Here is a 14,468-nt window from a genome sequence, read left to right as displayed (position 1 = left end):
AATGCAAATATTATTTTAAAACTTTTATCAATTATAATCTTTATTTGTTTAATGTTATTATATTATGTCTAATTGATTATTAAATTGTTATACTTTTATAAGTTATTTTTAAAGAATAGTATTGTTTTATTTTATATTTGTAATAACTTATCCAACTGGGTAGGAGACGACGGTACAGGTTCACAAGGAGTTTATTTTGAAACTCCCTGTGATAAATAAATGCTATTAGAAGTTTACAGTAGATCTTAAACCAAAAATTGCTTCGTTTTGTATCCGTTTATGGTAGCCTTCATTAAGTTGTAAGCCCCCACCGGGATTAAATATATATTGAAAATCAGGTTTGAGTTCTAGCCAAGGTGTTGCTTGAATTTGCCAAGTCATTTCCAAATGGTGTTCGGTACCTCTTACGCGCCAATTGGGATCGTTGAAATAGCGATAATCACGATCATATTGCCTTGCTCGGTCACTAAAACTTCCAAATCCGTACCCTAAACCAACGGAATCGTGTTCGTTTCCAAAAATACCTTTATAAACAATGCCTGCATCGCCAGCTACATTAATGGGACTTCGATCGCCGGGTGCGGTTTGTATCCTTCCAAAAATACCAGCGGAGTGAATACTGTCTGACGAAGAACGCCAAATCATTTGATCGGCAATAGCGTAAACAGACCAATTCGTTCGACGCATGTATGCTGATTGCTCTACAGAAGGATTGGCTAAAGGTTGTTTTAATGCATTGTAACGTTGATCTGGAAAGCCTGCACTATCAAAATAGGCACCGAGCCGATAACTTCCAGGATATCCATAATTTTGAGGTTGGTCGTCCGATTCTGGGTTGAGGTGATACTGCAGTTCATTAATAATGAAAACCCCAGTACGAAAGTTAAACTGTGTGCCAGAAAGATTTTTAGCCTGTGGGTCGCAGGTAAAAGCCCCAGAAGGGTTGCAAAAGGAAACGTCATTAGGGTTATCATCTGTTACGGCAAATAAATTGGTCCAATTTTTATTGGGTTGGAAGCTAAAGCGTATACCTGGCGAGGAAAGAGGATAAGCAATCCCCCCGCTATAGGTATCAACAGAGCTTATCATTGGCCAACCAAACGATGCATTCAAAAACAATGTGCCATAATCGCTGATATTAAATTCTTGATCGAGGCTTAGTTTACCGATACGTACACTAAGTTTGTCATCCCAAAATCCTTGCTGGTACCACAGTTCCCAAAGACGAGTGGAACGTCTTGCTTCGATGCCACTAATAGGGGCAAGACTGCTAAGATTTTCACTAGAAAATGTTCTTCCTCGTATTTGTAATGCGCTTACGTTGAATAAGCCATTTTTGATCCCTGTAAGTTTTTCTGGATCCCAATTTAAAGTTAGGGTGGTCATTCCTTCGTAAGCTGCCCCTTGTTTAGTCCCTCCATGTGGATTGCCCCACACTTCATTTATATCGACAGCGGTAAAGGTTAAACCATATTGAGCCATCCACGGACGAAGTCCCTGGATATCACCGAGGAGCATATCATTGTTTTCAGGGTGCTGCCCTGTATCTTGGTCGAGAATTTTTGCTGGCGGTGGAGTTTTTTTGGTAGGGTTGGCCCCACTCGAGTTGGTAGAGGGTGAAGCCCCTTGACTAATAATAGCAGAATCCCTCGCATGACTGGCGACTTGCATTCCAATTAGAATTATTGGAATTTCTGTACAAATAGCCACGAAAGATTTAAAATGGATAGGATATTTACGTAGAGGACGGTGTGATTGCATGAACATATGTCACATCCCTGTCTTAAGTGATAATTATGTATTGGATTAATGATAAATCTAAACAATGGCGAACGATTAACGCGATTGCTTAAGTATCATTGCCAACCTTCTACGGGGGTTCTAAAATTCTGTCAATTAATAATTTGTTAAGATCATAAAAACAATTGAAGGAATGTGACGAGTTATGAATATAATGAAAATGGATTAATTCATTTGTGCTAGTGCTTCAATTAGACGTTTACATTCTTCAGCATTGCCAATGGTTATTCTAAGCCAGTTTTTTATTCTTGGTGAGTCAAAATGGCGAATTAGAATTTTATTATCCCTTAAATAGTTTGCGATTTTTTTTCCTTCATGTAGGGGATGAGAGGTAAAAATAAAATTTGCTTTTGAATCTAGAGTCTGAAAGCCTAATTGATTTAAAGCATCTATCAAATTTTTTCGGTTTTTGATTATAGAACGTGCATTGTTTATGGACCATTGAATGTCTTTTACCGCTGCAACTGCCCCTATTTGAGCCATATAATCAAGAGGATAAGAATTGAAACTATCTTTTACCCTTACTATGCCTTCAATTAAATCAGGTTGTCCTACAGCATAGCCAACGCGTAACCCTGCCAAACTATAAAATTTGGAAAAAGTACGCACAACTAACAAATTAGGGTATTTTTTAACAAAAGGAATTACTGTTTCCCCTCCAAAATCAATGTAGGCTTCGTCAACAATAACGAGTTGATGAGGATGGGTATCTAAATAGTTGGCAATACTATTACTTTTAAGTAATATTCCAGTCGGGGCATTCGGGTTGGTAATAACGATGCCACAAGCTTCACGGTTCTGATAATCTTGAAGATTAATTTCAAAAGAATCATTAAGAGGAATACAGTGAAAGGAAATATCAAATAATCGACAATAAACAGGATAAAAACTATAGGTTATATCAGGAAAAAGTACTGGCTTATTATGCTTTAACAAAGCATGAAAAGCAAAACCTAACACTTCATCAGAACCATTGCCGATAAAAATGCAATCCTCGTTGACTTTGTGTAGACGTCCCAGTTCCTGACGTAGTTGTCCTGCAGTTGGATCAGGATAAAGTTTTAAATTGTCTCCAATTGCTTGTTTTAATGCGTTTGAAACATTAGGAGAAACTCCGTAAGCGTTTTCATTAGTGTTAAGTTTTATTATGTTAGAAATTTTTGGTTGTTCACCAGGAATATACGGTACAATGCTGTTGACAAACGCACTCCAAAAAGGGCTATTCAATTTTATGTCCTATAGGTAAAAAATTAATGAATGGATTTTTTTAAAAGTTGAATTAAAGTTGTGTTACCTTGTCGTTCTGCATACTGAATAGAATTTGAGCCCTCTCCATCTAAATGATTAGGATCAGCACCAACGCTTAAAAGAAATTGGATCATTTCATACCGTCCAAAAAGTATGGCGAACATAAGAGGTGTGCGACCCAAATTATTTTCAGTATCAACGATTGCTCCTGCTTCAACAAGATTTTTTGCAATATAGGTGTATCCCTTAAACGCAACGCCTGTTAAGGCCGTAGCTCCTTGATTGTCTTTGATATTTGGATCTACATTTTTTTTGAGTAAATACTGGGTTGTTGCTACTTGATTGTTATATGTTGCAACAATAAGGGGGGTGTGGCCGTCACCATTTTGATGGTTAATATTCATGCCTGCTTTAATGAATTCATCAAGCAAATCAATTTCACCATTTCTTGCTGAATCTAAATAAAGGGTTTCAATTTGTTTAGAAGAAAATTTTGAGTTTATATGGGGTGTTGAAAACAGTTTGTTTTGGAAGGTATTACGGACCATAATTTTCTCTAGAATGATTAACTTAATATATATTCCTAACCATTTTATCTCTACACGGAAAAAAAGTGAAGAATAAGTTCATTAAGTTCAAACACTAGTCTTTAAAATTTGGGCTGGTTGGTTTCAGTATAGCATTATAATAATTTTTATTAAGAAATGCACATTACAACTTTCGCAAATTTCATGCTATGAAGATTTTGTAATTACGAGGTATTAGCTTTCTTGTTTTTAGCGTGATAAAACCTGTCGTTTTTGTTAACAAATCATAACATTAACTTGGTTAAATCAGGACGGCGGTTAGAGCTTGACTATGATTTTAAAACTCTGAAAGCTTAGAATATTTTGATGGTGTTTTTTTTGTTTCCTTTTTTTGGATGGGTATTACAATTAAACGCAACGGCTCGATAATAGGGCAGAAATTTTATAAAGGAGAGTAGTAATGAATATTGATGAATTGTGTATTAACACAATACGTGGTTTGGCAATTGATCAAGTGCAGGCAGCCAATTCTGGACACCCTGGAACTCCTATGGATTTTGCTCCGGCAACGTATGTGTTATGGAATAATATTTTAAATTATGACCCTTCTGATCCTTTATGGCCCGCAAGAGACCGTTTTGTACTTTCTGGAGGACATGCTTCAGCGCTTCTTTATTCCATGATTTTCTTGACGAATATTCGTGATGTCAGTTCGGTTGGTACCGTAGAGGATAAGCCTTCCTTAACGATAGAGGATTTAAAACAATTTAGACAACTTGATTCAAAAACACCAGGACACCCAGAATACCGCCATACAGCAGGGGTTGAAGTGACTACAGGGCCATTGGGTCAGGGAGTTGCGAGCTCCGTAGGAATGGCTATTGCACAAAAATGGCTTGCTGCAACTTATAATAAGCCAGGATACCCCCTGTTTGATTATTATGTGTACGCTTTTTGTGGTGATGGGGATTGCATGGAAGGCATTTCCTATGAAGCTGGGTCTTTGGCTGGCCATTTAAAATTAGGTAACCTTATTTGGGTCTACGATCGCAACCGTATTTCTATTGAAGGATCCATTGATTTGGCGTTCACAGAAAATGTGGGAAAACGTTTTGAAGCCATGGGCTGGAAAATACATGAAGTTGGGGATGCGAATAATATTGAAGAGTTCCAAAAGAGCTTAGCGGCAGCTCGTTCAGAAACTGATGCTCCCAGTTTAATTATTATTGACAGCGTTATTGGTTATGGCTCACCGCATAAAGCCGGAACCGCTGGGGTGCATGGCGAAGCTTTGGGCGTTGAAGAGGTAAAAGCCACAAAAAAATATCTTGGCTTACCAGAAGATCAAGATTTTTATGTTCCTGAAGAAGTTTTGAAGCAATTTGCTGAGGGAATAGGGAAACGTGGTTCCCAAGCTCGTAAAAAATGGGAAGAGCTTTATAAAAATTACAAAGTAGAGTATCTTGAGTTAGGTCAGCAAATTGAGGATATATTCTCCCATAAATTACCTCAAGGTTGGGATAAAGATATATCTGTATTTCCCGCAGACGCTAAGGGTATTGCTTCACGCGCCAGTTCCGGTAAAGTTTTGAACGCTATTGCGAAAAATGTCCCTTGGGTTATTGGGGGAGCAGCCGATCTTTCGCCTTCAACAAAAACGCATCTGGATTTCCCAGGAGCGGGCTCTTTCCAAAATCCAAACTATAATGGGGAATATTCAGGCAGGAACCTCCATTATGGGGTAAGAGAGCATGCAATGGGGGCTATTGCGAATGGTATTACATTAAGCGGTCTACGTACCTTTGTTGCTGGTTTCTTTATTTTTTCAGATTATATGAAAAATCCTATACGTTTGGCATCGCTTATGCATTTGCCTGTCGTGTATATATTTACCCATGATAGCATCGGGGTTGGCGAAGATGGACCGACGCATCAACCCATTGAACAACTTGCACATTTTCGTGCCACTCCGGACTTATATACTATAAGACCAGCGGACGCTAATGAAGTTATCGAAGCGTGGAAGTTGATTATGCAACAAGATACGCATCCTGTTATTTTAGCCTTAAGCAGACAAAACCTTCCAACGATTGATCGTCAGAAATACAGTTGTGCATCTGGTTTGCGCAAAGGGGCTTACGTTCTTGCTGATTGTGAAGGGCTGCCTGAGCTGATTTTAATGGCAACGGGGAGTGAAGTGGACTTGATTATGCAAGCGTATGAGGTTCTAATGGCTCAGGGTAAAAAAGTAAGAGTTGTCTCAATGCCTTGTTGGGAAATTTTCGAAGAACAATCAAAAGCGTATCGTGATGAAGTTTTCCCCCCACAGGTTACCGCTCGTGTTGCAGTAGAGCAAGCTTCGCCTTTAGGTTGGGATCGGTATGTTGGATTACAAGGAGCAGTTATTGCGATGCATAGTTTTGGAGCGTCTGCACCTTTTGATAAATTAAAACAAAAATTTGGTTTTACCCTTGATAACGTTCTGAAGGTAGCACAAGCGCAATTAAACAAATAAGAAAGATATAATTCCTGTCGAAGCTAACGTTATAGCATTTCCAGCCGTACCAAAAGTTTCGGCACATGCTTGTAGAGAATTATTATATAATATTGAAAGCACATCAAATGGTCGAAAATCCTCTTATACAATTAGAAAAATATGGTCAATCGCCCTGGTTAGACTTTATTCAACGCTCTTTTACCCAAAAGGGGGGATTAAAAAAATTAGTCGATGAAGATGGGTTAAAAGGGGTTACATCCAATCCTTCTATTTTTGAAAAAGCTATGGGGCATGGAACGGATTATGATGAACAGTTTAAGCAACTGGCTGCTGATGACATTACCGACGTTGCCACTCTTTACGAAACAATGGCAATTGACGATATAAAAGCTGCGTGCAAAGTTTTATTCCCTGTGTGGGAAAAGACAAAAGGTATTGATGGATACGTTAGCTTAGAAGTTTCCCCTTATATTGCGATGGATGGGCAAAAAACGATTGAAGAAGCCAAACGCCTTTGGAATAAAGTTGCTGAAAAAAACTTGATGATTAAAATACCTGCGACAGAGCCTTGTATTCCGGCTATTCAAAGTGCAATTGTTGAAGGTATTAACGTTAACGTTACTTTATTATTTGCTCTGGATACCTACAAAAATGTATTGGAAGCTTATATTGTGGGGCTCGAAAACCGTTTGGCACAAGGTCAGAAAATTGATCATATTGCCAGCGTTGCTTCTTTTTTTGTAAGTCGTATTGATACAGAAATTGATAAAAAAATTGATGAGCGGGTAGCCAACGGTGATACTGAACGGGCCGCATTGAAAGCAGTGCGTGGTCAAGTTGCTCTAGCAAATGCTAAGTTAGCGTATCAGCATTACCTTAAAATTATAAATAGTGAACGTTGGAAAAAACTTGCTGCTGCGGGTGCTAAACCTCAGCGGCTTCTTTGGGCGAGCACAGGTTGTAAAGACAAAACATTCCCAGACACCCTATATATTGATAATTTGATTGGTGAGAATACGGTCAATACCATACCACCAGCAACTTTAGATGCTTTTCGGGATCACGGAACTGCAGCGCGTACGCTGGACCAAAAGGTTGAGGAGGCAAAAAAAACTATCTCTGAAGCGGAGCGCTTAAGACTTGATTTAGCTGGGACCACGAAAAAACTTCTTGAAGAAGGGGTTGTTGCTTTTGCCGAGGCTTTTGATCAGTTGCTAGGTTCCGTAGCAGCAAAACAAATTGCTTTGCAAGGGGATGAATTGTTGCATATGAACGCAGCTCTTACCTTTGAACACGAAGAATGGGTTAATAAAGGATTAGAGAACTGGCGCAAGAAAGGGTATGTTCGCAAAATTTGGGCTAAAGATTCTTCCGTTTGGACAGGGGAAGATGAAAGTAAATGGCTTGGTTGGTTGGATATTGTTGATGAACAAATTAACAATTTAAGCCAATTGGAAGCGTTTCAAAAAGAAGTAAAAGCCAAAGGCTTCACAGATATTCTTTTATTGGGCATGGGTGGTTCCAGTCTTGGACCAGAAGTTTTGGGAGAAGTTTTTGGTCATCAGGCGGGTTATCCCCATTTACATGTGCTGGATAGTACAGACCCCCAGCAAATTTACACCTTTCAACAAAAAGTAGATTTGAAAAAAACATTATTTGTTGTTTCTTCAAAATCAGGAAGCACTTTAGAACCGAATATATTGAAAGCTTATTTTTTCAATGAAGCACGTAAGGTTCTAGGGGATAAGGTAGGCCAACATTTTGTTGCGGTTACTGATCCTGGATCGCATATGGAAGACGTGGCAAAAAGGGATGGGTTTTGGAAGATATTTTACGGTAAAAAAGATATTGGAGGTCGATACTCGGTTTTATCTAATTTTGGTATTGTCCCTGCAGCGGCGGCAGGTTTACCTTTAAAAGAGTTTTTGTATTCGGCCCAGAGAATGGAAAAAATGTGCTCTGCTGGAGCACCGCCTGCACAAAATCCTGGCGTGCAACTTGGGGCTATTTGGGGCACATCCGTTGCAAACCTTAAGCGAGACAAATTTACTATCGTTGCCTCTAAGGCTATTATTTCCCTTGGATCTTGGCTTGAGCAGCTTCTTGCTGAATCAACGGGAAAGCAAGGGACGGGTATTATTCCTATTGATGAAGAAACTTTGAGTGCTCCTGAACTGTATGGCAACGATCGTTTATTTATTCATTTAAAATTAGGCAATCAAGACGATCGTCAGCAAGAAAAAGCTCTACAATCCTTGCAGAGTGCGGGTCATCCTGTCGTAACGTTGAATTTGCATAACAAAGCTCAATTAGCTCAAGTTTTCTTTCAGACAGAATTTGCTACAGCAGTTGCGGGTGCTTTTATAGGAATTAATCCTTTTGATCAGCCGGATGTAGAGGCAAGTAAAATCGAGACCAAAAAAATTACGAACGCTTATAATGAGCATGGATCTTTACCCGTGATTGATTCTGTATTTGAGGATAATAATTTTGCTGTATATGCAGGGAAAGCAGAACAATCTTCTTTGAAATCGGTTCAGTCTTTATTAGACGTCCTTAAAACTCTATTTTCAAAAATTAAAACCGGCGATTATGTGGGTATTTTGGCGTATGTAGAAAGAGATCCTGAAACTCGATCTTGGATTCAGGAGCTGCGCCTAGCTATTCGCGATAAGAAGAAAGTTGCTACCGCTGCTGAATTTGGACCTCGTTTTCTTCATTCAACAGGTCAAGCGTATAAGGGGGGTCCAAAAACAGGTGTATTTTTACAAATTACAGCAGATGATGCGAAAGATTTGCCTGTTCCTGGAGAAAAGTACACCTTTAGCATTGTTAAAGAAGCCCAAGCCCGTGGAGATTTCGATGTTTTATCAGAACGTGATCGGAGGGTTATACGTATTCACATTAAGGGAGACTTAAAATCAGGGTTACATTCCTTTAGCAAGATTGTCTTAAGTGCTTTGTAATTAATTTGCGCCTTATCTTATTTTAAAGATAAGGCATTTATTTTTTGATAATGTTATTATGGAGTCATAGGTTCTATGAAATTAGGTATGTATGGACTGGGAAGAATGGGCGGTAATATGGCCGTTCGTTTAGCCCGACATGGTCATGAAGTCGTGTTATTAAATCGCACACGTAGTGTAAGTGACAAAGTACAGGCAGAGGCACCCAAAAGTTCGATTGCTGAAAACTTAGAAGATCTTGTAGCTAAACTTCCTTCGCCAAAAATTATTTGGGTTATGTTGCCAGCAGGAGAGGTTACCGAGAAAGCCATTGAGGCTTTAGGCAACGTATTAAACAAAGGGGATATTGTCATTGACGGCGGTAATACTTTTTATAAGGATGATATGCGTCGTGCCCAGTATCTTGACGCAAAAAATATTCATTACGTCGATGTTGGAACGTCTGGTGGCGTTTGGGGACTAGAACGGGGTTATTGTATGATGTACGGCGGCAACCAAGAAGCGGTCGATCATATTGATCCTATTCTTGAGTCCCTTGCCCCGGGGATAGGGGATATTCCACGTACTCAAGGGCGTGGTTCCAATTTGAACCCTCGTGCTGAAAAGGGGTATTTGCATTGTGGTCCTGCAGGTTCTGGTCATTTCGTAAAGATGGTTCATAACGGAATTGAATACGGTATGATGCAGGCCTATGCAGAAGGATTTGATATTATGCGTATGAAAGGTTCAGATCGTCTTCCAGAAAATCAGCGTTTTAATTTAAATATGGCGGATATTGCAGAAGTTTGGCGGCGTGGAAGCGTTATTCCTTCATGGTTATTGGATCTTTGTGCGGGTGCTTTGGCGAACGATGGCGATCTTAGTCAATTTAAAGGGGATGTAGCGGATACCGGTGAGGGACGTTGGACCGTGGAAGCTGCAATTGAAGAGGCAGTACCCGCGCCTGTTATTACCTCGGCTTTATTTACACGTTTTCGTTCTCGTTCAGGCAATACGTATGCAGAGAAAATATTATCTGCAATGCGCTTTGGCTTTGGCGGACATGTTGAGAAAAAATAAGCGTTTTTCCTAACATTATTGATAAAAAAGCCTTAGGTAAGTTTTTAAGGCTTTTTTTAATATTGCTCTCAGAATAAAGTCAGAAGAAGCGTTACTTTTTAATTGCTATTTTTAGAGTCGATAAAATCTAGTTTTCTTTTATTGCTAAGATGTTTTCGGATAAGTTTTTTGGGCGGTAAAATAGTTCCTGGCTTGATATATGCACAAATATAAAAGCAGTAATACAAGTATTAAGTTGAAATAGAGTTCACAGAGATGCATTGAGCTTTTCAATTTTGCTGGAATAAAAGTTTGATATTGAGATAACGTAGAGCGTATTAAAAAATAAAGACAATGTTGTTTTAAATAAAAATATTTTCACGCTTAAAATTATGTTCAAGTTATGTATTTAAAGTAAAAAATAACGAAAAAGTTCGAAAAAATGGATTTTTTTGGTCATAGCCATTGGGTAGTGTTGGTAGTGGATTAGATTAACAAGATTTAGTAATGATAATCTAATAAATATTTTTTCCAGATTCCAATTTCTAACCATACAACTCATGTAAAAATCTTAGTTTTGTTTGTGAAGTTATACAATAATCACAGAAAAAAATAAGGTTAGATAAGCTAAAGAGAAAAATAATACATTTTTCGCATGGATGGATTGTTTCATGGTCACCTTGGTTCATTTCTAACGCCTAAATTCAAAGGCCTTGAAGTTAAGTTTTTACGATTGTAGATTTTATTGTTAATCTAAATTCTTCTCATACTTTATTATTGCCAAGGTTTCGCATAAGGATGAGTTTTGTGAGATAAAAATTGTCTATATTGTTTTTATAATGGGGAGAAAGTTCGGTGAGTGATTGTATTAAAAATGGCCGAAAAGAGTTTACTGGGAGTAAAATAAAATTATTAGTTTCTGATATTGATGGTACGCTCGTTCCTGCCGATAAACAACTCACAAGGGAGACAATTGAAGCAGCAATAGCATTGGAGAAAGCAGGTATAAAGCTTTGCTTAGTCAGTAGTAGACCGCCACAAGGCATAAAATCTTATTTCGAAGCCCTGAATATTACTACGCCTTATGCTGCTTTGAATGGTGGAGAAATTATTAGCTTTGAAGAAGAAATTCTTTCCAATATGGCTATGGATTCCGAAGATGCTAAAAGTATTTGCCAGTTATTAAATCAAAATCAAATTAATGTATGGATATTTGGAGGGTTTGATTGGTCTGTATTTACCCTAGACGATCCTTTTGTAGCCCGTGAAATGTCTTTGGTGGGAGAAACACCTAGAGTGATTGAGAATCTCGATCAATACGCAACGCGTATTACCAAAATTGAAGGCGTATCGAAAGATACCGCGTTATTGGATCGTGTAGCAGAAAAAATTAACAGGTTTTATCCTCAACGTGTTCGAGCGTTACGATCCTCTCCAACGTATCTTGATCTTACGCATCCCAAAGCAAACAAAGGCTTTGCTGCGAAAGAGTTAGGGCGTTTATTACAAATTGATATTTCTGAAACCGCTTGTATTGGCGATATGGATAATGATATTCCCATGCTGGAAATCGCGGGTTTGTCAATTGCTATGAGGCAATCTTCTAAGCACGTCTGCCAACATGCTCATGTGCAGACTAAAAGTAACGAAGAAAACGGTTGGGCTTACGCCGTTTATAATTATGTAATACCTAGGGCTTAATGGTATGCTAAGCATTATTCGATCTTTATACCTTTGGATAAATCATTTCCCACGTTGAAAGTTGATCATGGTTGATACTATTGAGGATATATCGTCAAAAGGACATACGGCTAAAACAGGATATGTATTAGTGTTGTCTGACCCGAACGCTCAGGCTGATTATTTAGCCAGCTTTATAATGCATCAAGCAGAAAGAAAAAAAGAAGGTACGATAACAATCGCCTTGTCTGGCGGATCGACGCCAAAACGTCTGTATGAGTTATTAGGAAGTGAAAATTACGCACATCGTATTCCTTGGCATCGAATTCATTTGTTTTTTGGGGATGAGCGTATGGTTCCTTATACAAACGAAGCCAGTAATTTTTACATGGTCAAAAAAGCGTTGTTAGAGCACATCACCATTCCTTTTCGCAACGTCCATCCAATGCCAATTTTAGAGGACGTTGCTCAGGCCGCTCAACTGTACGAACAAGAATTAAAGTCTGTGTATCATGTTGATCGGTTACAGGTAGGTAAGCCTTTTTTTGACATTGTTCTTTTGGGATTAGGAGAGGACGGTCATACAGCTTCGTTATTTCCCAAATCCCCTGTTTTGAAAGAAAAGCAAAAATGGGTTTCGTGGAGTGAACCTGTCGATGCTCCTTATAAAAGAATGACATTAACATACCCTATAATAGCATCGAGCCGTTTTGTTATTTTTGTCGTTAGTGGCAAAAATAAAGCTCAAATTTTTCGGGAAGTAAGAGAGGGAAAAAAAGAGTATCCTTCTGTCGCAGTTCGGACTGAAGGCGAAGTGCACTGGATAATTGATAAAGCGGTAAGTGGTGAATAAAATTATTCATAGGGATTGGCAACGTAAAATGATGATACAAGACAATAAAATTGACGTATACAAACAGCAAGTCGGTGAAGTTGGGGCTTCATTGGTTTCATCAGGCATGAAAGTAGGGCTGGGCAGCGGTAGTACCGCGGCTTGGGTTGTGCGTGCTTTGGGCAGAAGATGGCAAGAGGAAAATTTACGGTTTATCGGCGTACCCACTTCAGTTGAAACCGCACAGTTGGCTGAATCTTTTGGGATTAAACTTTCTACTTTAGGTGAAACACCGGAGTTGGATTTGGATATTGATGGCGCGGATGAGGTAACCTATCAAGATTTTCATTTAATAAAAGGGTTGGGAGGTGCATTGTTAAGAGAAAAAATTGTTCGTTATGCCTCCAAGCAATTTATCGTTGTGGTGGACGAGAGAAAAATGGTGGATAGACTGGGAGATCATACCCCTGTCCCAGTAGAAGTTGCCCCCTTTGGTTGGCAAGTTACCGCAAAACATCTTGAAAAAATAGGCGCTTCCATCGAAATTCGCATGAAAAAAGGCTCATCTGATTTTTTTATTACCGACGGTCAAAACATGATTCTGGATTGTCAATTTGGACAAATTTCAGATCCATGTGGACTGAGCAAAGAAATTAATGCAATTGTAGGCGTCATGGAAAATGGCTTGTTTACCTATTGTACGGATGAAGTTTTGATTGCGGGACAAAAAGGCATTCAACATCTGAAAAAATAGTAAATGAGTAAATATTACTTTGATGTTTGTTATTACTTTTAAATAAAGAAATTTTTAGATTCGGATTGCTATAAGCATTTGATTTACTAAAATAAGAAGAGGTTCAACCCCAAATTTTAAGATGGTGTAAAATTCCCTAAATATTTTAATCGTAGAGATTTCTTTAAAAGTTCTAGGATTAAATAATGCTAGGGACGGTTTCATAAATTATGAGCAACAGCGGTCAACTTCATTTGCAAACGTTTGTTTCATACTATCGATTTACCCGTTTGATTTTCAGATTCAATTACAAAGTTGAGGGATATGATTCTTATGTTTAATAAGCCAAAAAGCGAGGTATGACTCTACAGGTTCAGTATTATGGGTTAATGTTTGTGAAAACGAAGCGTTAATTTTTCGAGGATGTATCCTGCGTGTTATCCAGCAATGTAATTCACATAAAGCCTTGTTTGTTAATTGTTATGGGTGTCTCTGGTTGTGGAAAGAGTACAATTGCCAATGGGTTAAGGCAAAGATTAAATTGGCCCTTCATGGAAGGAGACGATTTACATTCTGAGCACAATATACAAAAGATGTCCAAAGGCATTGCGCTTAATGATGAAGATCGTTGGCCTTGGCTTGATCAATGTCATGAATGGTTAAAAACATGTGAACGTTTTTATCGTGGAAGAGGTATTTTAACGTGTTCGGCATTAAAGAGGAAATACAGAGATAGAATAATAGGTGATCTGTATTGCCCTTATTATTTTATCTATTTGAAAGCGTCTATTCCCCTTATTGAAAAACGTTTAAAAAATCGCTCCAATCATTTTATGCCGGCGAGTTTGCTGTCTAGTCAACTTAAAACGTTAGAATTACCTGAGAAAGACGAATCTGTTATCTCTGTTGATACAGATCAACCTGTAGAGAAAATTCTTGAAAAAATTATATCAACATTATTAAAAACCAAAACGGTAAGTTGAGTTTTTAAAATTAACTTTACGCCATTGATTGGTATTTTTATTTTGAATTAAAAATATAAATAGTTTTTTTAAATTTTGTTTGTTGAAAAATAAGTAACGAAAAGTTTTTTATAATTATAAATTTGTTAAAAATTTTATGAAGCCTATTAGAATAAACTTTATAG

General features: G+C 38.1%; 10 protein-coding genes. 7 read left to right on the top strand and 3 right to left on the bottom strand.

The annotated features are described in order from the left end of the window. Positions 1-225 precede the first annotated feature (225 nt). From AABE15_RS01925 to AABE15_RS01915, 3 genes are all read right to left on the bottom strand, one after another. The gene (locus AABE15_RS01925; RefSeq protein ID WP_338329595.1) at positions 226-1,767 is read right to left on the bottom strand and encodes a carbohydrate porin; all 1,542 of its coding nucleotides are present in this window, start codon (positions 1,765-1,767) and stop codon (positions 226-228) included. A 198-nt stretch (positions 1,768-1,965) separates the two neighbouring features. After that, positions 1,966-3,027, bottom strand: coding sequence for a histidinol-phosphate transaminase (hisC, locus tag AABE15_RS01920; protein ID WP_338329594.1), 1,062 nt, complete (start codon positions 3,025-3,027; stop codon positions 1,966-1,968). Positions 3,028-3,050: 23 nt separating this feature from the next. Next, entirely contained in the window at positions 3,051-3,596 is a 546-nt protein-coding gene (locus tag AABE15_RS01915) for an ankyrin repeat domain-containing protein (protein ID WP_338329593.1), read from the bottom strand. A gap of 439 nt (positions 3,597-4,035) precedes the next feature. On the opposite strand from AABE15_RS01915, the gene tkt reads away from it, so the two are divergent. From tkt to AABE15_RS01880, 7 genes are all read left to right on the top strand, one after another. Further along, positions 4,036-6,090, top strand: a complete 2,055-nt coding sequence (gene tkt / locus AABE15_RS01910) for a transketolase (protein ID WP_338329592.1) — start codon at positions 4,036-4,038, stop codon at positions 6,088-6,090. 107 nt (positions 6,091-6,197) lie between these two features. Continuing rightward, positions 6,198-9,038 carry a bifunctional transaldolase/phosoglucose isomerase gene (locus tag AABE15_RS01905; RefSeq protein WP_338329591.1) on the top strand — a complete coding sequence of 947 codons (2,841 nt, stop codon included), beginning with the start codon at positions 6,198-6,200 and terminating at the stop codon, positions 9,036-9,038. A gap of 75 nt (positions 9,039-9,113) precedes the next feature. Then, positions 9,114-10,097, top strand: coding sequence for a phosphogluconate dehydrogenase (NAD(+)-dependent, decarboxylating) (gnd, locus tag AABE15_RS01900; RefSeq protein ID WP_338329590.1), 984 nt, complete (start codon positions 9,114-9,116; stop codon positions 10,095-10,097). 834 nt (positions 10,098-10,931) lie between these two features. Next, positions 10,932-11,777, top strand: coding sequence for an HAD family hydrolase (locus AABE15_RS01895; protein WP_338329589.1), 846 nt, complete (start codon positions 10,932-10,934; stop codon positions 11,775-11,777). A gap of 67 nt (positions 11,778-11,844) precedes the next feature. Beyond that, on the top strand, positions 11,845-12,609 hold the full coding sequence (gene pgl / locus AABE15_RS01890; protein WP_338329588.1) for a 6-phosphogluconolactonase: 765 nt from the start codon (positions 11,845-11,847) through the stop codon (positions 12,607-12,609). Next, entirely contained in the window at positions 12,602-13,342 is a 741-nt protein-coding gene (rpiA, locus tag AABE15_RS01885; protein WP_338329587.1) for a ribose-5-phosphate isomerase RpiA, read from the top strand. Before pgl ends, rpiA begins: the two co-directional genes overlap by 8 nt. A 413-nt stretch (positions 13,343-13,755) precedes the next feature. After that, on the top strand, positions 13,756-14,304 hold the full coding sequence (locus AABE15_RS01880; protein ID WP_338329586.1) for a gluconokinase: 549 nt from the start codon (positions 13,756-13,758) through the stop codon (positions 14,302-14,304). Positions 14,305-14,468: the final 164 nt, after the last annotated feature.

The organism is Commensalibacter sp. Nvir (assembly GCF_963921845.1).
Taxonomy (GTDB): domain Bacteria; phylum Pseudomonadota; class Alphaproteobacteria; order Acetobacterales; family Acetobacteraceae; genus Commensalibacter.
The sequence above is the reverse complement of the archived record's forward strand: the minus strand, read 5'-3'. Positions and strand labels throughout refer to the sequence as shown.